The following is a 23,488-nucleotide window of genomic DNA, read 5'->3' as shown; positions in this document are numbered from 1 at the left end:
GTCCGATACTCGGAGGGCTGAAATCGTCGTCGATTTGTAGTAAAACTACACGCCGCCGGATCCCACCCTCCGGTAATCCAAGAATTTATGTCGTCTGCCCACAAGGCCAGTCGCAAACTCAGGCAACCGATTCTGGAAGCCTTTCCGCCCTGGAGCAAGCCATGCAAGACCTCGATCCCGTCGAAACCCAGGAATGGCTGGACGCCCTGGAATCGGTTCTCGACAAAGAAGGCGAAGACCGCGCTCACTACCTGATGACCCGTTTGGGCGAGCTGGCCACCCGTAGTGGTTCGCAGCTGCCGTACGCCATCACCACGCCATATCGCAACACCATTCCTGTCACCCACGAAGCACGCATGCCTGGCGACCTGTTCATGGAACGCCGCATTCGCTCGCTGGTGCGCTGGAACGCATTGGCCATGGTCGTCAAAACCAACCTGAACGACCCGGATCTGGGCGGCCACATCTCCAGCTTCGCCTCCAGCGCCACGCTGTACGACATCGGCTTCAACTATTTCTTCCAGGCCCCGACCGACGAACACGGCGGCGACCTGATCTACTTCCAGGGTCACGCATCGCCAGGCGTCTACGCCCGTGCGTTCCTCGAAGGCCGCATTACCGAAGACCAGATGAACAACTTCCGTCAGGAAGTCGACGGCAATGGCCTGTCCTCTTATCCACACCCGTGGCTGATGAAGGATTTCTGGCAGTTCCCGACTGTATCGATGGGCCTTGGCCCGATCCAGGCGATCTACCAGGCGCGCTTCATGAAGTACCTGGAGCACCGCGGTTACATTCCGGAAGGCAAGCAGAAAGTCTGGTGCTTCCTGGGTGACGGCGAGACCGACGAGCCGGAATCGCTGGGCGCCATCGCCCTGGCCGGTCGCGAGAAGCTCGACAACCTGATCTTCGTCGTCAACTGCAACCTGCAGCGCCTCGACGGCCCGGTTCGCGGCAACGCCAAGATCATCCAGGAACTCGAAGGCGTGTTCCGCGGCGCCCAATGGAACGTCACCAAAGTCATCTGGGGCCGTTTCTGGGACCCACTGCTGGCCAAGGACGTCGACGGTATCCTGCAACGTCGCATGGACGAAGTCATCGACGGCGAATACCAGAACTACAAGGCCAAGGACGGCGCGTTCGTCCGCGAGCACTTCTTCAACTCGCCTGAACTCAAGGCGATGGTTGCCGATCTGTCCGACGACGAGATCTGGAAACTCAACCGTGGCGGCCACGACCCGTACAAGGTTTATGCGGCCTACCACGAAGCCGTCAACCACAAGGGTCAACCGACCGTGGTTCTGGCCAAGACCATCAAGGGTTATGGCACCGGCGCAGGCGAAGCAAAAAACACTGCGCACAACACCAAGAAGGTCGATGTCGACAGCCTGCGTCACTTCCGTGACCGTTTCGACATCCCGGTCAAGGACTCCGAACTCGAAGCCCTGCCGTTCTACAAGCCGGAAGAAGGCAGCGCCGAAGCCCGTTACCTGAGCGAGCGTCGTGCTGCGCTGGGTGGCTTCGTGCCTCAGCGTCGCGCGCAGAGCTTCAACCTGCCGACGCCGCCACTCGACACCCTCAAGGCCATCCTTGACGGTTCGGGCGACCGTGAAATTTCCACCACCATGGCTTTCGTGCGCATCCTGGCGCAGTTGGTCAAGGACAAGGAAGTCGGTCAGCGCATCGTGCCGATCATCCCGGACGAAGCGCGTACCTTCGGTATGGAAGGCATGTTCCGCCAGCTGGGCATCTACTCGTCGGTCGGCCAGCTCTACGAGCCAGTCGATAAAGAACAAGTGATGTTCTATCGCGAAGACAAGAAAGGCCAGATCCTCGAAGAAGGCATCAACGAAGCGGGCGCCATGTCCTCCTTCATCGCTGCCGGTACTTCGTACTCCAGCCACAACCAGCCGATGATTCCGTTCTACATCTTCTACTCGATGTTCGGTTTCCAGCGCATCGGCGACCTGGCATGGGCCGCTGGCGACAGCCGCACCCGTGGCTTCCTGATCGGTGGCACCGCCGGCCGTACCACGCTGAACGGCGAAGGCCTGCAGCACGAAGACGGTCACAGCCACATCCTGGCATCGACCATCCCGAACTGCCGCACCTTCGACCCGACTTACGGTTACGAACTGGCAGTGATCATCCAGGACGGCATGCGCCGGATGTTCGAAGAGCAGCAGGACGTTTTCTACTACCTGACCGTGATGAACGAGTCCTACACCCAGCCAGCCATGCCGGCCGGTGTGGAAGAAGGCATCGTCAAGGGCATGTACCTGCTCGAAGAAGACACCAAGGAAGCGGCGCACCACGTCCAGTTGCTGGGCTCGGGCACCATCCTGCGTGAAGTTCGCGAAGCGGCGAAGATTCTCCGTGACGAGTTCAATATCGGCGCCGACGTCTGGAGTGTCACCAGCTTCAACGAGCTGCGTCGCGACGGTCTGGCTGCAGAGCGCAACAACCGCCTGCACCCTGGCCAGAAGCCGCAGCTGAGCTATGTCGAGGAGTGCCTCAACGGCCGCAAAGGTCCGGTCATCGCATCGACGGATTACATGAAGCTGTTCGCTGATCAGATTCGTCAGTGGGTTCCAACCAAGGAATACAAAGTCCTGGGCACCGACGGTTTCGGCCGTAGCGACAGCCGCAAGAAGCTGCGTCACTTCTTTGAAGTCGATCGTCACTTCGTGGTGCTGGCGGCCCTGGAAGCCTTGGCTGATCGTGGCGATATCGAACCCAAGGTCGTGGCTGAAGCCATCGCCAAGTTCGGCATCGATCCTGAAAAACGCAATCCACTGGACTGCTAAGAGTCTGCTTCAAGAGCGCTGATCAGAGCGTGAACAGCCGAGGATGCGGAATTTACTTGCCGTAAATGAGCATCCAACGCTGTTTCGTTGTAACTGAACCAGCGTATTCGTGAGTGAACAGGTTCTCCTAAGGAGAGACATAGTGAGTGAGTTAATTCGTGTACCCGACATCGGCAACGGTGAAGGCGAAGTCATTGAATTGATGGTCAAGGTCGGTGATCGCATCGAGGCCGACCAGAGCATTCTGACGCTTGAGTCGGACAAGGCGAGCATGGAAATCCCTGCTCCCAAGGCTGGCGTCATCAAGACCATGAAGGTCAAGCTGGGCGACCGCCTGAAAGAAGGCGACGAGCTGTTCGAACTGGAAGTGGAAGGCGAAGCAGCTGCGGCCCCGGCACCTGCTGCCGAACCTGCTGCGGCCCCGGCCGCCGCCGAAAAGCCGGCTGAAGCCGCACCCGCAGCCGCTGCGCCTGCTCCGGCAGCCAGCGCCAGCGCCAGCGCCAGCGTTCAGGACATCCACGTACCGGACATCGGTTCGTCGGGCAAGGCCAAGATCATCGAACTGATGGTCAAGGTCGGTGACAGCATCCAGGCCGATCAGTCGCTGATTACCCTGGAATCCGACAAGGCCAGCATGGAGATCCCTTCTCCGGCCGCAGGCGTTGTCGAGAGCATCGAAGTCAAACTGGACCAGGAAGTCGGTACCGGCGACCTGATCCTGAAACTGAAAGTTGAAGGTGCCGCCCCTGCCGCTGCTCCGGCGCCTGCCGCCAGCGCACCCGCTGCTGCCCCTGCCAAGGCTGAAGCCGCGGCTCCTGCCGCCCCTGCCCCCAAGGCAGAAGCGGCACCTGCGCCGGCTGCTCCAGCGGCTCCGGCCAAAGACGGCGCCAAGGTTCATGCAGGCCCGGCCGTTCGTCAGCTGGCCCGCGAATTCGGCGTCGAGCTGAGCGCGGTCAGTTCCACCGGCCCGCACGGCCGTGTGCTGAAAGAAGACGTTCAGGCTTACGTCAAAACCATGATGCAGAAGGCCAAGGAAGCGCCAGCTGGCGGCGCAAGCGGCGGCTCGGGCATCCCGCCAATTCCGGAAGTCGATTTCAGCCGTTTCGGCGAGATCGAAGAAGTGCCGATGACGCGTCTGATGCAACTCGGCGCTTCCGGTCTGCACCGCAGCTGGCTGAACATCCCGCACGTCACGCAATTCGACCAGGCCGACATTACCGACCTGGAAGCTTTCCGTGTGGCGCAGAAAGGCGCTGCCGAGAAAGCTGGCGTCAAGCTGACCGTTCTGCCACTGCTGCTCAAATCCTGCGCCCACCTGCTCAAGGAGCTGCCGGACTTCAACGCTTCGCTGGCACCTAGCGGCAAGGCCGTGATTCGCAAGAAGTACGTGCACATCGGCTTTGCCGTGGACACCCCGGACGGCCTGCTGGTCCCGGTCATCCGCGACGTCGACCAGAAGAGCCTGTTGCAACTGGCTGCCGAAGCCGCCGCACTGGCGGAAAAGGCGCGCAACAAGAAACTGACTGCGAACGACATGCAGGGCGCGTGCTTCACTATCTCCAGCCTTGGCCACATTGGCGGCACCGGCTTCACGCCGATCGTCAACGCGCCGGAAGTGGCGATCCTCGGTGTTTCCAAGGCAACCATCCAGCCCGTCTGGGACGGTAAAGCCTTCCAGCCGAAACTGATGCTGCCGCTGTCGCTGTCCTACGATCACCGCGTGATCAACGGCGCAGCTGCTGCCCGCTTCACCAAGCGCTTGAGCGAATTGCTGGCGGACATCCGCACAATCCTGCTGTAAGCCCTGCAGGCCCGTTCCCGGACGGGCCTTGCTGTACACCTTTGCGAGCTGCCACGCTCGAACCTCAACCCCGCCCTCCAGCGGGGATTTTTTTGTCTGGCTATCGCGCCCATGCTCCGCGCTGATTGCTGGATCCTGTGGGAGTGACCGGGGCGGCGACCCGCATTGCTCACGACCCATCTTCGGGGGTTGTACGGACCCCTTCGCGAGCAAGCTCGCTCCCACGACCTTTATCGCGGTGCCAGGTCTGACTGGCGGGTGATACACTACGCGACATTTTTGTTTTGCAGGTTCACCGTCGTGACTAACACCGCTTTCAATTCTCTGCCCCTGTCTGCTGCCATGCTGGCTAACCTGGAGTCGCTTGGTTATGCCGAAATGACACCGATTCAGGCGCAGAGCCTGCCGGTGATCCTCAAGGGCATGGACCTGATCGCGCAAGCCAAGACCGGCAGCGGCAAGACCGCTGCATTCGGCATCGGCCTGCTCAACCCTATCAACCCGCGTTTCTTCGGTTGCCAGGCATTGGTCATGTGCCCGACCCGCGAACTGGCGGATCAGGTGGCCAAGGAAATCCGCCGTCTGGCGCGTTCCGAGGACAACATCAAGGTCCTGACCCTGTGTGGCGGCGTTTCATTCGGCCCGCAGATCGGCTCGCTGGAGCATGGCGCGCACATCATCGTCGGTACTCCGGGTCGCATACAGCAGCACTTGCGCAAGGGCTCGCTGGTCCTGGACGGCCTGAACACGCTGATTCTCGATGAAGCCGACCGCATGCTGGACATGGGTTTCTACGACGCCATCGCCGACATCATCGAGCAGACCCCGCAGCGCCGCCAGACGCTGCTGTTCTCGGCGACCTACCCGGTCGGTATCAAGCAGTTGTCCTCGAAATTCATGCGTGATCCACAGACCGTGAAAGTCGAAGCACTGCACGCCGACAGCCAGATCGAGCAGATTTTCTACGAGATCTCTCCGGAGCAGCGCCTGGAAGCAGTGGTCAAGGTACTCGGCCATTTCCGTCCGACGTCCTGCGTGGCGTTCTGCTTCACCAAGCAGCAGGTGCAGGAAGTGGTCGATCACCTGACCGCCAAGGGCATGTCTGCCGTCGGCCTGCATGGCGATCTCGAACAGCGTGACCGTGATCAGGTACTGGCGATGTTTGCCAACCGCAGCACCTCGGTACTGGTCGCCACTGACGTGGCCGCGCGCGGTCTGGACATCGACGCGCTGGACATGGTGATCAACGTCGAGCTGGCGCGTGATTCGGAAATCCACATTCACCGCGTCGGCCGTACCGGTCGCGCAGGCGAGAAAGGCATCGCGGTCAGCCTGGTGGCTCCGTCGGAAAGCCAACGCGCGCGTGCCATCGAAGAGTTGCAGAAAGCGCCGTTGAACTGGCAGCAATACGACAGACTGAGCATCAAGGAAGGCGGCAAGCTGCTGCCCGCCATGACCACCCTGTGCATCGGTTCGGGCCGCAAGGACAAGCTGCGTCCGGGCGATATCCTCGGCGCACTGACCGGCGAGGCAGGCATTCCGGGCACTCAGGTCGGCAAGATCGCGATTTTCGACTTCCAGGCCTACGTTGCCGTCGAGCGCAGCATGGCCAAACAGGCCCTGGAACGTTTGAACAACGGCAAGATCAAGGGCAAGTCGCTGCGCGTGCGGATTCTCTGAAATAGTCGTCTGCTGGATTATCGTCCCCACGCTCCGCGTGGGAACGCAGTTCTGGACGCTCCGCGTCCGATTTTGAATAGGCACTGCGGCGCAGGTATGTGACGCAGAGCGTCACGAGAGGCATTCCCACGCGAAGCATGGGGACGATCGTGACCTGAAGATCGAGGAACCACGCTGTGCCCGTTACTGACGTTGTAATCATTGGCGCCGGCGCTGCCGGTCTGATGTGTGCGTTCACCGCTGCCGCTCGCGGGCGCAAGGTGATGTTGATCGACCATGCCAACAAACCCGGCAAGAAGATCCTGATGTCCGGTGGCGGGCGGTGCAACTTCACCAATATGTACACCGAGCCGGCCAACTTCCTGTCGCAGAACCCGCATTTCTGCAAATCGGCCCTGGCCCGCTACACCCAATGGGATTTCATCGCGATGGTCGCCAAGCATGGCGTGCCTTATCACGAGAAGAAGCTCGGCCAGCTGTTTTGCGACAACAAGTCCAGCGACATTCTGGAAATGCTTCTGGAAGAGTGCCGCGAGGCCGGTGTCAGCCTGCACATGGACACCTCCGTGCAGCAGATCGAAAAGACCGACGCCGGCTACAGCCTGCAGACCACGCTGGGCCCCCTGAACTGCCAGTCGCTGGTGATTGCCACAGGCGGGCTGTCGATTCCGACGCTGGGCGCTACGGGTTTTGGCTATCAGATTGGCAAGCAGTTCGGCCACACGCTGCTGCCGACCCGCGCCGGGCTGGTGCCGTTCACCATCACCGATCAGCTCAAGGAGCTGTGCACCGAGTTGTCAGGCACCTCGGTGGATTGTCTGGTGAGCTGCAACGACACCAACTTCCGCGAAAACATCCTGTTCACCCACCGCGGCCTCAGTGGCCCGGCGATCCTGCAGATTTCCTCGTTCTGGCAGCCCGGTGACACGGTGGAAATCAACCTGCTGCCCGATCACGACGTGCCCGCCTGGCTCAACCAGCAGCAGGCCGAGCGCCCCAACAGTGAGCTGAAAACCCTGCTGGGCGAGATGTTCACCAAGAAGATGGCCAACCTGATCGCCGAACACTGGTTCGTTTCCAAACCGATGAAGCAGTACACCCACGCCGAGCTGACCGATATCGCCGAAAAGCTGGCGAGCTGGCAGGTGGTGCCGGCGGGCACCGAGGGTTATCGCACGGCCGAAGTGACGCTGGGCGGTATAGACACCCGCGAAGTGTCGTCCAAGACCATGGAATCGCTGAAATCCCCCGGTCTTTATTTTGTGGGCGAAGTGCTGGACGTGAGCGGTCATCTGGGCGGTTTCAACTTTCAGTGGGCCTGGGCGTCGGCCTATGCTGCCGCACACTACGTGTGACGTAGTCGCTGATACGCGACATCACGACACGACAAACCGGTATAAATTTTGCAAGGCGGATGTACAGCCAGTCATTTGGTCTGTACATATCCTCCTGCACGATCGATCAATTGCGAACAGGGCCGTCAAGCTAACCCATGGCATCGAAATCTCTCCGTCATACATTCCGTCGATTGTGGGCGCTGGATAAATTCAGCTATAGCGTTCGAGTCTTTATCGCACTGACCGGCAGCATGGCGCTGTGCTGGTATCAAAACGAAATGGCATTACTGATCCCGCTGTTTCTGGGGATTATTGCCTGCGCCCTGGCCGAGACTGACGACAGCTGGCAGGGCCGACTCAATGCCCTGGCCGTGACACTGGTGTGTTTCAGCATCGCCGCCCTCGCCGTCGAATTGCTCTTCCCCTACCCCATCCTGTTTGTCTGCTCGCTGGCGCTGGCCAGCTTCTGCCTGACCATGCTGGGCGCGCTGGGTGAGAGGTATGGCGCAATCGCCTACGGCACGTTGATCCTTTCGGTCTACACCATGATCGGCGTCGATCAACGTGGCGGTGAAGTGCTGGACTTCTGGCATGAACCGATGCTGCTGGTGGCGGGCGCGGCCTGGTACGGACTGCTGTCAGTGCTGTGGCAGATGCTGTTTTCCAACCAGCCGGTGCAACAGGCGCTGGCGCGACTGTTTCGTGAGCTGGGCCAGTACCTGAAACTCAAGTCGACCCTGTTTGAACCGATTCGCACGCTCAACGTGGAGGCACGTCGTCTGGAACTGGCGCAGCAGAACGGCAAAGTGGTCGCTGCGCTGAACTCCACCAAGGAAATCATCCTGCACCGCGTCGGCAGCGGCCGGCCCGGCTCCAAAGTCAGCCGCTACCTGAAGCTGTACTTCATCGCTCAGGACATCCACGAGCGCGCCAGCTCGTCGCATTACCCCTACAACTCACTGGCCGATGCGTTTTTCCACAGCGACGTGCTGTTCCGCTGTCAGCGCCTGCTGCGTCAACAGGGCGTTGCCTGCCAGGCGCTGTCAGAATCCATCCAGCTGCGGCAGCCGTTCGTGTATGACCCCAGCTTCGCCGAAGCCATGGAAGACCTGCACGCATCCCTTGAGCATCTGCGCATCCAGAGCAACCCTGCCTGGCGCGGCCTGCTGCGTTCGCTGCGCGCGCTGGCTGCCAACCTCGGCACCCTGGATCGTCTGATCAGCGACGCCAGCAACCCGGACGCCGTAGCCGATGCCACCGACAGCAGCCTGCTGGACCGCTCGCCGCGCAACCTCAAGGATGTCTGGACACGCCTGCGCCTGCAGATGACCCCGACCTCGCTGCTGTTTCGTCACGCCCTGCGCCTGCCGCTGGCATTAACCATCGGTTACGCGATGGTGCACCTGATTCACCCGTCACAGGGCTACTGGATCATCCTCACCACGGTGTTCGTCTGCCAGCCCAGCTACGGCGCCACCCGGCTCAAGCTCGGCCAGCGGATCATCGGCACCGCGATTGGCCTGACTGTCGGCTGGGTGCTGTTCGATCTGGTTACCAGTCCGATTCTGCAATCGATGTGCGCGGTGCTGGCCGGGGTGGTGTTCTTCGTCAACCGGACCACGCGCTACACCCTGTCGACCGCCGCCATCACAGTGATGGTGCTGTTCTGTTTCAATCAGGTCGGCGACGGTTACGGCCTGTTCCTGCCCCGGCTGTTCGATACCCTGCTGGGCAGCCTTATCGCCGGCCTCGCAGTGTTCCTGTTTCTGCCGGACTGGCAGGGGCGGCGCCTGAACAAGGTGCTGGCCAATACCCTGACCTGCAACAGCATCTACCTGCGGCAGATCATGCAACAGTATGCCAAGGGCAAGAGTGACGACCTGGCCTACCGACTGGCGCGGCGCAATGCCCACAACGCCGACGCGGCGCTGTCGACCACGCTGGCGAATATGCTCATGGAGCCCGGCCACTTCCGCAAGGAGGCCGACGTCGGCTTCCGCTTTCTGGTGCTGTCGCACACGCTGCTGAGCTACCTTTCAGGTCTCGGCGCGCACCGTGATACGCAGCTGCCGAGCGATGTCCGCGAACACCTGATCGATAACGTCGGCGCCACGCTGGCCGCCAGCATCGACGAAATCGCCGCAGGGCTGGCCGAGAAGAGGCCGGTTGCGGTACAGAGCGATGTCGAGGAAGGGCTGGCCGCGCAACTGGAGCAACTGCCCGAGGACATGGACGAGAGCCAGCGGCTGGTGCAGGCCCAACTGGCACTGATCTGCCGCCAACTGGCACCGCTGCGCACCCTCGCCGCGCACCTGATCAAAGCTCCGGAGACTGCTGCAACCCATGCAGTCTGAGCAATTCATCGTAGGTGCCGTCCGCTTTCATGGCGGCAATTTCGCGATCGAAGTCAGCGACGATCTTTTCGTGATGCGGATTTTTCAGACTGACCAGAATATGCAGGCTGTTATCGCTTAACGAACCCGGTAGAAACTCGACCCGGTCACGCACCTCGTCCGGTTCCATCGCCAGGTTGTAGCGAGCGACGTATTCGTCTTCCAGGGTCAGGTCGACACGCTCGGCAGCAAGCATGCGTATGGCGGTGGAGAAGTTTTGCACAGGGACTTTCTGCAACTCGGTGTCGTCGTCAAACGCAGGGGCATAAGCGTAACCGCGCACCACCGCGATCATGTACTTGTGCAATTGCTCATGGGTCAGGGTGTCAATGGGCGACTCCTTGCGCTTGATGAAACGCACCCGATTGAGCAGGTACTCCGCAGAAAACTGGCCAATTTTCGTGCGCTCCTCGCTGAACCAGGCATTGATCAGCACGTCATGACGCCCCTGGCTCAAGCCGAGCATCGCCCGCGCCCAGGGCACTTGCTCATACAGTGTGGTGTACCCGGCACGGCGCAGCGCCGTATTGACGATGTCGGTTGCCAACCCGCCGTTGAGCAGCAGCGCGTCGGTAAAAGGCGGCCAGGGGTCAGCGACAAGACGCAACTTTTCAGCTGCATTGGCGGGCGCCATCAGCATGAAGACCAGCAACCCCACCGCTCGAAGCAACTGCGACATGCTCAGGTTCCTGAAAGGGGCGGCGTGCCCGATTTAATCCTATCGGCAGGAAAACGCTCGCGCGTTAGGCTCTGTACGAAAAGTCGGCGAGCGTAGGTCAGGCGAGCCTGTTCCACTTTTCGTACAGAGCCTAGAGCACCTGCCGTTTTTAATTGAAGACCTGAAGCAGGCAGTAGACAAGCCGGGGGAGCAACATGCTCACCCGACGTAGCATTCATATCGTTGACGGCGTTTATTGGGAATGTCGCCGGATACGTTTAGACTTCGCTTCTGGTTTCCCTGCGAGTCTGCAACATGTCTATCAAATGGATCTGCAAACATCACACCGAGCTGAGCATCCAGCAGCTCTATGCCGTGCTGCAACTGCGTGCCGAGGTGTTTGTGGTCGAGCAGCAATGCGTGTATCTGGACGTCGACGGACAGGACCTGACGGGCGACACCTGCCACCTGATGGCCTGGCAGGAAGACAAGCTGGTCGCCTACCTGCGTTTGCTCGACCCCATCCAGCAAGGCGGCGACGTGACCATCGGCCGGGTGGTGACTGCGCCGTCGATTCGCAGTCGGGGTATCGGCCATGAACTGATGGAGCAGGCCCTGGAAAACGCCGAACGCAAATGGCCCGACCAGCCCATCTACCTATCGGCCCAGGCCCATTTGCAGGGCTATTACAGCCGCTATGGCTTCAATCCGGTGGGCGAGATCTACCTGGAAGACGACATCCCGCATATCGGCATGCGTCGCGATCTGGACTGAAAACCGCTCAGGGATACGCCAGCACAGCCTTGATGCGTAGCAGATTGTCGGCAATCCAGCCCTTGTCAACGGCGCCCCAGTCACGGATCCGGTAGCTGCCGGCGTGATTGCGGCCACCTTCGAGCTGCTCGAAGTCGCACACAATGTCCAGATCGGCAAGCGCACTGATGGTGTCCTGAGCGGTACGACGAGGCATGCCGGTTGCCGTCATCAGCTCAGGGACACTGCTGGCGACCCGTGAATCGATCAGATACGCCACGTACAGGCGGCGATAGAAACTGCTTTTGGTCTTGCTGACCTGCATCGTCGAATCCTTTTTCAGTGCCTGGTTCAGCATGGCGCATGTGCGGCCTGCAGATCGCGGTACGTCAGGTACACGCGCAAATCGAACTCCAGCTGGTGATAACCAGGCAACATGTGTTCACACAACTGGTAGAACGCCTTGTTATGGTCCGACTCACGAAAGTGGGCCAGCTCGTGCACCACGATCATTTTCAGAAACTCCGGCGGCGCTTCCTTGAACAGCGCTGCTACGCGAATCTCGTTGCTGGCCTTGAGCTTGCCACCCTGCACTCTGGATATCTTGGTATGCAGGCCCAGTGCGCGATGAGTCAGGTCAAGGCGATTATCGAACAGAACCTTCTTGATGGCTGGCGCATTGCGCAGGTGATCCTGCTTGAGCGCCAGCGCATAGGCGTAGAGGGCCTTGTCGCTCTGAATCTGATGCCGCGCGGGGTAGCGCTGCTGCAGGTAATCCGCCAGGCGATCGTCGGCAATCAACTGCTGCACCTGGTCCTGCAGGGCCTGCGGATAGGCCTGCAGGTATTTGAGCGGAGCATGGCTGGATGCAGTCATGGGGCCTTTGCATAAGATCGAAAAACGCCATTCTACAACAATCTCTTCTGTCTCAAGCCTGCCACGTCAAAGTGCCCGGGAAAGCGCAACGCCTCTTCCGGGCCCATCGGGTGAGCGATCAAAAAGCCCTGAATGACCTGACAACCGTTGTCGGCCAGCCATTGATATTGCTCAGCCGTCTCGACGCCTTCGGCGATGACCAGCATATCGAGGTTGCGGCTCAGGTCGATGATACTGCTGGCCATTGCCGCTTCGCGCTTTGATCCTGCGATGCTGGCCACAAAACGCCTGTCCAGCTTCAAAGTGTCGAGCTGAAGATTGCGCAGATGCGACAGCGAGCATTCGCCCGTGCCAAAGTCGTCGAGCGCAATGCGCACACCGACGTCATGCAACAACTTCAGCTGTTTATGGCTGTGCGTAAGGTTATTCACCAGAGCGGTTTCAGTGATTTCCACTTCGATTTGCCCCGGTTTCAACTCGAAGCGATCCATGGCGCGCTTCAATTCCGAAGCCAGATTGGGCAGACAGAATTGCGTGGGGCTGACGCAGACACTCAGCACCATGTCGGGCGCAAAGATACGGCTCCATGCCTGACGCTGCTCGGCGCCCTGATCAAAGATCCAGCCGCCGAGCCGATTGATCAGCCTGGTCTCTTCCAGCAACGGAATGAACAGCGCAGGCGGGACCTCTCCGACCGCAGGATGCTGCCAGCGCAGCAAGGCCTCGAAACCACGCAAGCGACCATCCGCCATGTGAATCTGAGGCTGGTACACCACTGAAAAATCCCGGCCATCGATGGCCGTGCGCACGCTTTCCTCAAGCATCAGTCGCGAGCGGGCGCGCCCGTTCATGTTCTGATCATAGAACCGGTATTGCTGCCGCCCGGCACGCTTGGCCTCGTACATGGCAATATCTGCCGCGCGCAGCAGACCGTCCAGATTCGAGCCGCAGTCCGGGAAGGTTGCAATGCCGACACTGGCACCCAGCGTGATCTCGACACCGTCGACCTGACGTCTTCCGGATACCCGCTCGATGAGCTTTTCGGCGATCTTGGCCGCCTGCTCGGGGTAATCGAGCCCGTCGATCACCACAGTGAATTCGTCGCCGCCGATGCGCGCCAGCACATCATAGGGGCGCATGCTGTCCTTGAACTGTTCGGCGACCCAGAGCAGTACCTGATCCCCCGCTTCATGGCCAAGCGCATCATTGATCTGCTTGAAGCCATCCAGATCCATGAACAGCACGACCAGGTATTTATCAGCCCGCTCGTTACGCAACAGCATGCTTTCAACCGCCTGATAAAGCCCGCGGCGATTGAGCAGGCCAGTCAATGCATCGGTGACGGCCTGTTTTTCAAGCTGCTGATAAAGATCACGGACCACCGACATATCGAGAACCGTCAGTACCATTGCCTTCTGTTCGGCAGGCAGCGCCGCGCAGGACAACGCCACGGGCAGTTGTGTGCCTTGCGCAGTGCGCAGAATGGCGTCATGCACCCGATAGGTATCGGACTTGCGATAGTGCTGATAAAAGCCCGAGTCCAGCCAGTGCCCCTCCTTCGGCTCGATGATGTAGTCCAGCACCTGAGTGCCGCGAAGCTGATCGACGGAGGTGTTCAATAACTGACAGATGGCCGGATTGGCAAAGCTGATGGTGCCTGCTTCGTCAACGACCAGAATGCCTTCGGCGACATTGGCCAGCACCGATGCATTGAACGCACGAGCCGATTCCAGCTCCAGCGACAGCTGTTGCAGCGCACGGCGATTACGCTGCTGTTCAAGCAAAGTCTGTACCTTGGGCTTGAGCACATTCGGGTCGAACGGTTTGAACAGATAATCCGTCGCACCATTCGCATAACCCTTCTGCACCGCATCCTGAGTCTGCTCATTGGCGGTGAGAAAAATAATCGGCGTAAGGCGGGTACGCTGACTGCCGCGCATCAGTCGCGCGACCTCGAAGCCGTCCATGCCCGGCATTTGCACATCCAGCAAAACCAGGTCGACTTCCTGCTCGAGAAGTACGGTCAATGCTTCGATTCCGGAACTTGCAGTCACAATGTGCCAGTCCGTTCTTTGCAGAACAGCACACATCGTCACCAGATTTTCCGGGTAATCGTCTACAACGAGTAAAACTGAAGAGCCATCATCTGGCTGGGTTGGCACGCGTTCCATGCTGCTTCTCTATGTGGGCATGACGCCTGAGACTCAGGACGACCGTCATACTTTGGAATAACTCTAGCCTCGTCTCGCCAAAAGCAGAAGCAAGGCGCCTGTTCCCTACTGTCAAAGTTCGATCTACCCGACTAACGGTCATTCGCTACACCCCTTACAGACTCTGCCCTGCAGAAGAAGTGACAGCACTTTGACGCCATCCGTTCGACATTTTTTTATTAACAAATTGTCCTACGAGCCGTATAAAACCCGCCTGAAGTCTCGCGCCAGAGGCTTTTTCTATGAGCGATATAAAGACATTTACGGACGGAGACAAAATGGTAGATCTTGGATCGTGGAATCTCAGCATCCCTGTGGGGTCGCCCCCCAAGACCATCGAAACCGCTCAGTTAGTAAAAGGCTATGACGGTAAATATTTCAAATCAAAAACCGACTCCATTGTGTTCTGGTCGCCCGTCACAGGCAGTAAAACCGAGAACGCAAAATATGCCCGCAGCGAACTTCGAGAAACGTGGTCCGATGGCTCGTTGCATAATTGGGTATACCCGGATGCCGACAACTATCTGAATGCCAAACTGGAAGTCGACCAAGTACCTTCCACTGGCAAGGTTGTCATCGGACAAATACACGCATACGAGAGCACGGAGCCGCTCCTGAAAGTCGAGTTTCAATACAAGGAAGACACTAAAACTGGCGATATCGTTGCAAAAGTCCGCAATCGCTATGACGACGATGAAAGCAAGGTTTACACCATCGTAGAAGGTGTGAAGCTGAATGAGACATTCAATTACGTCATTCACCTGAGCAAGGGCGGCAAACTGTCGGTCAGCGCCAAGGATCAGGACTGGAGCACGCGCATCAGTGAGACCTGGCGGGACAAGCCTCTGTACTTCAAGGCGGGGGTGTATACCCAGGACAACACCGGGTACACCTCGGAGGGCGGCAAGGCGACGTTCTACAACCTGGATATCGATCACAACCAGAGCTGAGCGGCACGCGCCTTAAACCCACATACAAAACGGCCCGCGCTTCACGAAGAAGAACGGGCCGTTTCTGTTTCAGTCAGACACTGTCAGCGGTTGGCTTTGAAGTCCTGCTCGGCTGCCAGGAAACGGGTCTGCATGGACGCAGAAGCAGGCTTGCCGATCAGGCTGAACACCACGATGGCGAGGCTGGCGAAGATGAACCCGGGGATGATTTCATACAGCCCCATCGTACTGAATTGCTTCCAGAGCACCACGGTGGCCGCACCAACAATGACCCCGGCAAGTGCGCCGTTACGAGTCATGCCCTTCCACAGCACCGAAATCAGCACCACAGGGCCGAAGGCTGCGCCGAAACCGGCCCAGGCGTAACTCACCAGGCCCAGTACGCGGTTTTCAGGATTGGCCGCCAGCAGAATGGCAATGATCGCGATCAGCAGCACCATTGCCCGACCGACCCAGACCAGCTCGATCTGCGAAGCCCCCTTGCGCAGATAAGCCTTGTAGAAGTCCTCGGTCAACGCACTGGAGCACACCAGCAACTGGCAGCTCAGCGTACTCATGACCGCAGCCAGAATGGCCGATAGCAGCACGCCGGCAATCCAGGGGTTGAACAGCAGCTTGGCCAGCTCGATGAACACCCGCTCCGGGTTTTCAGTCACCGGCCCGGCAACATCCGGATGCGCCGAGAAATAGGCAATGCCGAAGAACCCGACCGCCACGGTGCCGCCCAGGCACAGGATCATCCAGGCCATGGAGATGCGTCGGGCGCTGGCAATCGACTTGACCGAATCGGCCGCCATGAAGCGCGCGAGGATGTGTGGCTGACCGAAATAACCCAGGCCCCAGCCGAGCAGGGAAATGATGCCGATGAAAGTCGTGTTCTTGAACATGTCGAAGCTGGTCGGATCTTTCGCTTCAATCGCCAGAAAGGTGGTGTCGACGCCGCCCGTTGCCAGCAGGACGATGATCGGCGTGAGGATCAGCGCGAAAATCATCAGCGTAGCCTGCACGGTGTCTGTCCAGCTCACTGCGAGGAAACCACCGACAAAAGTGTAGGCAATGGTCGCCGCAGCACCGGCCCACAGGGCGGTTTCGTAGGACATGCCGAAGGTGCTTTCAAACAGACGCGCCCCCGCAACGATGCCCGAGGCGCAATAGATGGTGAAAAACACCAGAATCACGATGGCCGAAATGATGCGCAGCAGGCCACTGTTGTCTTCGAAACGGCTGCTGAAGTAATCCGGCAGGGTCAGTGCGTCGCCATTGTGCTCTGTCTGCACACGCAGACGGCCGGCCACGAACAGCCAGTTCAGGTAGGCACCGATGATAAGACCGATGGCGATCCAGCTTTCCGACAGGCCGGACATATAGATGGCACCGGGCAACCCCATCAACAGCCAGCCGCTCATGTCAGAGGCACCCGCTGAAAGAGCGGTCACCACGCTGCCCAGGCTGCGTCCGCCGAGGATGTAATCCGAAAGGTTGTTGGTAGAGCGATAGGCCATCAAGCCGATCAATACCATTGCCGCTATATAGATCACGAACGTGATCAAGGTAGGGTTGCTGACACTCATGAGTTCTGCCTTGGCATTGTTTTTATGTTGGCACCCGATGCCAAAGGGAATAGCGACCGATATTCGGCACATCCCTGCTTTTGCACCCGACACCGCGTTGACTGATCGCTCCGCAAGGATCGGCAATCAATGACTGGCGGTTGCACCGCGGAAACGAATCCTATTAAACAAACCAAACAGGGTGCAACCCATTTCATCGCGCAAGTTGCACCTGTTACAAAAAACCTGACGCAGGTGCATTTACGCGCCATTTTAGGGCGTTTTAAATACCATTTACAAAAAAACGCGCACCAGCATTGCGCATAGCGCTGTTTTTATGAGCCGCTCGCCGGGCACCTCACAAAATATTCTCCAAATCGGGTTGCACCCGGTTGCACCTCACCCCGTCCCGACGCTAATCTGCGCCAAAGCCGATGCCACTTCTGCGTGGCTATAAAGAGGACAACACATGGCCACCACCACTCTTGGCGTCAAACTTGACGACCCTACCCGCGAGCGATTGAAAGCCGCAGCCCACTCCATCGACCGCACGCCGCACTGGTTGATCAAGCAGGCGATTTTCAATTACCTGGAAAAGCTCGAGAGTGGTGCAACCCTGTTGGAACTCAACAGTGCCGCCGGCGCAAAGGACAACGAAGACCGCGGTGAGCTGGCAGAAGATGCCGGGCTGCAATGCTTTCTGGATTTTGCCGAAAGCATCCAGCCGCAGTCTGTATTACGAGCGGCCATCACCTCCGCCTACCGCCGCCCCGAGCAGGAAGTGGTGCCGATGCTGCTCGAGCAGGCCCGCCTGAGCGCCCCGGTTGCCGAAGCCACCAACAAGATGGCCGCGTCGATCGCGGAAAAACTGCGTAACCAGAAAAGCGCTGGCGGTCGCGCGGGCATCGTTCAAGGCCTGTTGCAGGAGTTTTCACTGTCCTCTCAGGAGGGCGTTGCGCTGATGTGCCTGGCCGAAGCACTGCTGCGTATTCCCGACAAGGGCACCCGCGATGCGTTGATTCGCGACAAGATCAGCAACGGCAACTGGCAGCCGCACCTGGGCAACAGCCCATCGCTGTTCGTCAACGCCGCCACCTGGGGCCTGCTGCTCACCGGCAGGCTGGTTGCCACTCACAATGAGGCGGGCCTCACGTCCTCGTTGAGCCGCATTATCGGCAAAAGTGGCGAACCGATGATCCGCAAGGGCGTCGACATGGCCATGCGCCTGATGGGCGAGCAGTTCGTGACCGGCGAAACCATCGGTGAAGCCCTCGCCAATGCCAGCCGCTTCGAAGCCAAGGGCTTCCGCTATTCCTACGACATGCTGGGTGAAGCGGCGCTGACCGAACATGACGCGCAGAAGTACCTCGCGTCCTACGAGCAAGCCATCCACTCCATCGGCAAAGCCTCACACGGCCGCGGCATCTACGAAGGTCCGGGGATTTCCATCAAGCTGTCGGCACTGCATCCACGCTATAGCCGCGCCCAGTACGAGCGGGTGATGGATGAGCTGTACCCGCGCCTGCTGTCGCTGACCCTGCTGGCCAAGCAATACGACATCGGCCTGAACATCGACGCCGAAGAAGCCGATCGCCTGGAGCTGTCGCTGGATCTGCTCGAGCGCCTGTGTTTCGAACCACAGCTCACCGGCTGGAACGGTATCGGTTTCGTGATTCAGGCATACCAGAAGCGCTGCCCTTATGTGATCGATTACGTGATCGATCTGGCGCGCCGCAGCCGCCATCGCCTGATGATCCGTCTGGTCAAGGGCGCTTACTGGGACAGCGAGATCAAGCGCGCCCAGGTCGAAGGCCTGGAAGGCTATCCGGTGTACACGCGCAAGGTGTACACCGACGTGTCCTACATCGCCTGCGCGCGCAAGCTGCTCGCGGCACCGGAAGTCATCTATCCGCAATTCGCCACGCACAACGCCCATACCCTGGCGGCCATCTACCAGATTGCCGGTCAGAATTATTACCCCGGCCAGTACGAGTTCCAGTGCCTGCACGGCATGGGCGAGCCGTTGTATGAACAGGTTGTAGGCAAAGTCGCCGACGGCAAACTGAATCGACCATGCCGCGTGTACGCCCCGGTTGGCACTCATGAAACACTGCTGGCCTATCTGGTGCGTCGTCTGCTGGAAAACGGCGCCAATACGTCGTTTGTCAACCGGATTGCCGACCACTCCATCTCCATACAGGAACTGGTCGCCGATCCGGTCAGCCAGATCGAACGCATGGCCACCCAGGAAGGCGGTTTCGGCCTGCCGCATCCACGCATTCCGCTGCCGCGAGACCTCTACGGAACCGAACGCGCCAATTCCAGCGGCATCGACATGGCCAACGAGCATCGTCTGGCGTCGCTGTCTTCGGCCCTGCTGGCTACCGCGCACAACGACTGGAAAGCCGCCCCGATGCTGGGCTGTCCGGCCAGCGCAGGCACGTTGAGTGCTGCGTTGAATCCATCGGATCTGCGTGACGTGGTCGGTCATGTGCAGGAAGCGTCCCTGCAAGATGTCGATAACGCCATCCAGTGCGCCTTGAGCGCCGGTCCGATCTGGCAGGCTACCCCGCCTGTCGAGCGCGCCGCGATTCTGGAGCGTGCCGCAGACTTGATGGAGGCTGAAATCCAGCCGTTGATGGGCCTGTTGGTCCGTGAAGCGGGCAAGACCTTCGCCAACGCCATCGCCGAAGTGCGCGAAGCCGTGGACTTCCTGCGTTACTACGCCGTGCAGGCGCGCAACGACTTCACCAACGACGGTCACCGTCCGCTGGGGCCGGTGGTCTGTATCAGCCCGTGGAATTTCCCGCTGGCGATTTTCAGTGGTCAGGTGGCGGCTGCATTGGCCGCAGGTAACCCGGTGCTGGCCAAACCTGCCGAGCAGACACCACTGATCGCCGCGCAGGCCTTACGTCTGCTGCTTGAAGCGGGCATCCCGGAAGGCGTGGTGCAATTGCTGCCCGGTCGTGGCGAAACCGTAGGCGCAGGGCTGGTCGGCGACGAACGCGTCAAAGGTGTCATGTTCACCGGCTCGACCGAGGTCGCCCGCCTGCTGCAGCGCAACGTGGCAGGTCGCCTCGACTCGCAGGGTCGCCCCATTCCGCTGATCGCCGAAACCGGTGGCCAGAACGCAATGATTGTCGACTCTTCGGCGCTGACCGAACAGGTGGTGATCGACGTGGTGTCTTCGGCATTCGACAGCGCCGGTCAACGCTGCTCGGCACTGCGCGTGCTGTGCCTGCAGGAAGACTCTGCCGACCGCGTCATTGAAATGCTCAAGGGCGCGATGGCCGAGAACCGCCTCGGTAATCCGGAGCGCCTGTCCGTGGACATCGGCCCGGTCATCAACGCAGAGGCCAAGGCAGGTATCGAAAAACACATCCAGGCCATGCGCGACAAGGGCCGCACGGTTTACCAGGTGGCCATCGCCGACAGCGCCGAACTCAAGCGCGGCACTTATGTGATGCCGACCCTGATCGAGCTGGAAAGCTTCGATGAGCTGCAACGTGAAATCTTCGGTCCGGTGCTGCACGTGGTGCGCTACAAGCGCAAGGAGCTTGGCCTGCTGATCGATCAGATCAATGCCTCCGGTTATGGCCTGACCCTGGGCGTGCACACCCGCATCGACGAAACCATTGCCAAGGTCATCGACAACGTCAATGCCGGCAACGTCTATGTCAACCGCAACATCGTCGGCGCAGTGGTGGGTGTTCAGCCATTCGGCGGCGAAGGTCTGTCCGGCACCGGTCCCAAAGCAGGCGGCCCGTTGTACCTGTATCGCCTGCTGTCGACGCGCCCGCAGGATGCTATCGAGAAATCGTTCATCCGTAGCGACGCGCTGTCTGCACCGGATACCCGTCTGCGTGAAGTCTTCGGCAAGCCGTTGCAGGCACTGAAAGCCTGGGCTGCCAGCAACCAGCAAAGCGATCTGGATGCCCTGTGCAGTCAATACGCCGAGCAATCACAAAGCGGCATCACTCGCCAGTTGGCTGGCCCGACCGGCGAACGCAACAGCTACGCGATCCTGCCGCGTGAGCATGTGCTTTGCCTGGCTGACGACGAGAACGACCTGATGATTCAACTGGCAGCCGTACTGGCGGTCGGCAGCTCTGCCGTGTGGCCGGAGACCGACATCAGCAAGTCACTACGCGCTCGCCTGCCGAAGGACGTTCAGGCGCGCATCAAACTGGTACCTGACTGGGCCAAGGACGACGTCAACTTCGACGCCGTCCTGCACCACGGCGACTCCGACCAGCTACGTGCCGTCTGCCAGCAGATCGCACAACGCAGTGGTGCCATCGTCGGCGTCAATGGCCTGTCCCACGGCGAAACCAACGTGCCGCTGGAACGTCTGGTGATCGAGCGGGCATTGAGCGTCAACACCGCGGCGGCGGGTGGCAATGCGAGCCTGATGACGATCGGCTGATGCCGCTCGGTAACAGATGACGCAGCGCGTCAAGAACGGCATTCCCACGCCGGAGCGTGCGGAACGAGAGGTGTCGGAAAGACACCGACCGTTCCCATGCTCTGGACCCTCCGCGTCCGCTCTCGATACCCCATGCACACGCTCGACCATCACCCGAATCAATCTTGCTACCCTCCCCCCTCAACCCGACCTAGACTTGAGCCATTCCAAGAACAGGTACGTCATCATGTCCGAGTCGCTGCTCAGTTCCCGAAATCTGGCTTTCGAGCTGTATGAAGTGCTGGACGCCGAAGGTCTGACGCGTCGCGAGCGCTTTGCCGAGCACTCGCGGGAAACCTTTGATGCGGCGCTGGGAACGGCGCGCGCCATTGCAGAAAAGTACTTTGCACCGCACAACCGCAAGGCTGACGAAAACGAGCCGCGCTATGAAAATGGCGAAGCGATCCTGATTCCTGAGGTCAAGCCCGCGATAAACGCGTTTCTCGAGGCCGGCTTTCTCAATGCATCACGCGATTTCGACGCAGGCGGCATGCAGTTGCCTACCCTGCTGTCGCAAGCCTGTTTTGCCCACTTTCAGGCGGCCAATGTCGGCACCACGTCGTATCCGTTTCTGACGATGGGCGCCGCCAATCTGATCGAGAGCTTTGCCGACGACGAGCAGAAGCAGCGTTTTCTGCAACCGATGATCGAAGGACGCTTCTTCGGCACCATGGCGCTCACCGAGCCACATGCCGGCTCGTCGCTGTCAGATATCCGCACACGCGCCGAGCCGGCAGGCGACGGCACTTATCGGCTGCGTGGCAACAAGATATTCATTTCCTGCGGGGATCATTCGCTGTCGGAGAACATTGTGCACATGGTCCTGGCGAAACTGCCGGACGCGCCGGGCGGGGTCAAAGGTATCTCGCTGTTCATCGTGCCCAAGTTTCTGGTCAACGATGACGGCAGCCTCGGCAAGCGCAACGATGTGCTGCTGGCAGGCCTGTTTCACAAGATGGGCTGGAAAGGTACTACCTCCACCGCGCTGAATTTCGGCGATAACGGTGAGTGTGTCGGCTATCTGGTGGGCAAACCTCATCATGGCCTGAATTACATGTTCCAGATGATGAACGAAGCGCGTATTGGCGTCGGGCTCGGTGCGGCAATGCTGGGTTATTCCGGCTACCTGTACTCACTGGAGTATGCCCGCGAGCGGCCGCAAGGACGCTTGCCGGACAGTAAAAGCCCGGACAGCAAGCCAGTATCCATCATTGAACATGCAGACGTGCGGCGCATGCTGCTGACCCAGAAAGCCTACGTGGAAGGCGCGTTTGACCTGTGCCTCTACGCCTCGCGACTGTTCGATGACACGCAGACCGGCGAAACCGAAGACGATCGCAAGCACGCGCACGAACTGCTGGACCTGCTGACCCCGGTGGTCAAGTCGTGGCCGTCGGAGTTCTGTCTGAAGGCCAACGAACTGGCGATTCAAGTCCTGGGCGGCCACGGCTACACCCGCGAATACCCGGTCGAGCAGTATTACCGGGATAACCGCCTCAATGCGATCCATGAAGGTACTCACGGCATCCAGTCGCTCGACCTGCTTGGCCGCAAGCTGGCGCAGAATGGCGGCACCGGCCTCAAGCAACTGCTGCGCCTGATCTCGGCGACCTGCGAACGTGCCCAGACCCATCAAGCACTCGACGAATTGCGCCAGCCCCTGCAGCAACTGGTCGCACGCGTGCAGGCCGTCACCCTCGGGCTGTTGACCGATCTGGCCCAGGGCAGAATCACCAGCACACTGGCCAATTCGGCGCTGTACCTCAAGGCATTCGGCCACACGGTAGTAGGTTGGCGATGGCTCGAACAGGCGATCCGTGCAGAAGAAGGCTTGATTAGCGGCAATCAGGCCGACAACGACTTTTACCGAGGCAAGCTGCAAGCCGCCCGATACTTCCTGACGTGGGAAGTACCGGGCTGCCATCATGAATTGGCCATTCTGGAAAACCGCGATGACACTTGCCTGGCAATGCGCGACGACTGGTTTTAAATAAACCAGGGCGCACGC

At 59.7% G+C, this 23,488-nt stretch carries 14 protein-coding genes; 9 read left to right on the top strand and 5 right to left on the bottom strand.

The annotated features are described in order from the left end of the window. The first annotated feature begins 161 nt into the window (after window positions 1-161). The 5 genes from aceE (at window position 162) to yccS (ending at window position 9,979) form a co-directional block, all read left to right on the top strand. Window positions 162-2,807, top strand: coding sequence for a pyruvate dehydrogenase (acetyl-transferring), homodimeric type (aceE, locus tag PI739_RS08310; RefSeq protein ID WP_003431997.1), 2,646 nt, complete (start codon window positions 162-164; stop codon window positions 2,805-2,807). 142 nt (window positions 2,808-2,949) lie between these two features. Next, window positions 2,950-4,608 (top strand): dihydrolipoyllysine-residue acetyltransferase, encoded by a 1,659-nt coding sequence (gene aceF, locus PI739_RS08305; protein WP_054081290.1) that lies wholly within the window; start codon window positions 2,950-2,952, stop codon window positions 4,606-4,608. A 300-nt stretch (window positions 4,609-4,908) separates the two neighbouring features. Beyond that, entirely contained in the window at window positions 4,909-6,288 is a 1,380-nt protein-coding gene (dbpA, locus tag PI739_RS08300; RefSeq protein WP_003432003.1) for an ATP-dependent RNA helicase DbpA, read from the top strand. Between the two features lie 176 nt (window positions 6,289-6,464). Further along, window positions 6,465-7,643, top strand: coding sequence for a BaiN/RdsA family NAD(P)/FAD-dependent oxidoreductase (locus PI739_RS08295; protein ID WP_054081289.1), 1,179 nt, complete (start codon window positions 6,465-6,467; stop codon window positions 7,641-7,643). Between the two features lie 137 nt (window positions 7,644-7,780). Next, on the top strand, window positions 7,781-9,979 hold the full coding sequence (gene yccS / locus PI739_RS08290) for a YccS family putative transporter (RefSeq protein WP_032609246.1): 2,199 nt from the start codon (window positions 7,781-7,783) through the stop codon (window positions 9,977-9,979). Here yccS and PI739_RS08285 read toward each other — a convergent pair. Next, window positions 9,942-10,697 (bottom strand): substrate-binding periplasmic protein, encoded by a 756-nt coding sequence (locus PI739_RS08285; RefSeq protein ID WP_054081288.1) that lies wholly within the window; start codon window positions 10,695-10,697, stop codon window positions 9,942-9,944. The genes yccS and PI739_RS08285 overlap by 38 nt on opposite strands. 294 nt (window positions 10,698-10,991) lie before the next feature. On the opposite strand from PI739_RS08285, the gene PI739_RS08280 reads away from it, so the two are divergent. Beyond that, a complete protein-coding gene (locus tag PI739_RS08280) occupies window positions 10,992-11,450 on the top strand; it encodes a GNAT family N-acetyltransferase (RefSeq protein ID WP_003366207.1) in 459 nt (152 codons plus the stop codon). Between the two features lie 7 nt (window positions 11,451-11,457). Here PI739_RS08280 and PI739_RS08275 read toward each other — a convergent pair whose 3' ends face one another. The 3 genes from PI739_RS08275 to PI739_RS08265 are packed head-to-tail and all read right to left on the bottom strand — an operon-like array spanning window position 11,458 to window position 14,476. Next, on the bottom strand, window positions 11,458-11,754 hold the full coding sequence (locus PI739_RS08275; RefSeq protein ID WP_054081340.1) for a winged helix-turn-helix domain-containing protein: 297 nt from the start codon (window positions 11,752-11,754) through the stop codon (window positions 11,458-11,460). 26 nt (window positions 11,755-11,780) lie between these two features. Further along, window positions 11,781-12,305, bottom strand: coding sequence for a M48 metallopeptidase family protein (locus PI739_RS08270; protein WP_003366203.1), 525 nt, complete (start codon window positions 12,303-12,305; stop codon window positions 11,781-11,783). A 32-nt stretch (window positions 12,306-12,337) separates the two neighbouring features. After that, a complete protein-coding gene (locus PI739_RS08265; protein ID WP_003366201.1) occupies window positions 12,338-14,476 on the bottom strand; it encodes a putative bifunctional diguanylate cyclase/phosphodiesterase in 2,139 nt (712 codons plus the stop codon). A 317-nt stretch (window positions 14,477-14,793) separates the two neighbouring features. Here PI739_RS08265 and PI739_RS08260 point away from each other — a divergent pair, with 317 nt between their 5' ends. Beyond that, window positions 14,794-15,465 (top strand): polysaccharide lyase family 7 protein, encoded by a 672-nt coding sequence (locus PI739_RS08260; RefSeq protein WP_003366199.1) that lies wholly within the window; start codon window positions 14,794-14,796, stop codon window positions 15,463-15,465. An 83-nt stretch (window positions 15,466-15,548) separates the two neighbouring features. Here the strand turns inward: PI739_RS08260 and putP are convergent, their stop codons facing one another. Further along, a complete protein-coding gene (putP, locus tag PI739_RS08255; RefSeq protein WP_003366196.1) occupies window positions 15,549-17,036 on the bottom strand; it encodes a sodium/proline symporter PutP in 1,488 nt (495 codons plus the stop codon). A gap of 448 nt (window positions 17,037-17,484) precedes the next feature. On the opposite strand from putP, the gene putA reads away from it, so the two are divergent. Together putA and PI739_RS08245 are read left to right on the top strand one after the other, a co-directional pair. After that, complete coding sequence (gene putA / locus PI739_RS08250) at window positions 17,485-21,441, top strand: trifunctional transcriptional regulator/proline dehydrogenase/L-glutamate gamma-semialdehyde dehydrogenase (protein WP_054081287.1); 3,957 nt, start codon at window positions 17,485-17,487, stop codon at window positions 21,439-21,441. 226 nt (window positions 21,442-21,667) lie between these two features. Next, on the top strand, window positions 21,668-23,470 hold the full coding sequence (locus PI739_RS08245; RefSeq protein WP_054081286.1) for an acyl-CoA dehydrogenase: 1,803 nt from the start codon (window positions 21,668-21,670) through the stop codon (window positions 23,468-23,470). The last annotated feature ends 18 nt before the right edge of the window (window positions 23,471-23,488 follow it).

The sequence above is a fragment of the Pseudomonas cerasi genome (genome assembly GCF_027983475.1).
In the GTDB taxonomy this organism is placed as follows: Bacteria; Pseudomonadota; Gammaproteobacteria; order Pseudomonadales; family Pseudomonadaceae; genus Aquipseudomonas; species Aquipseudomonas cerasi.
Note: the sequence above shows the minus strand (reverse complement) of the source record. Positions and strands in the feature narration are given on the sequence as shown.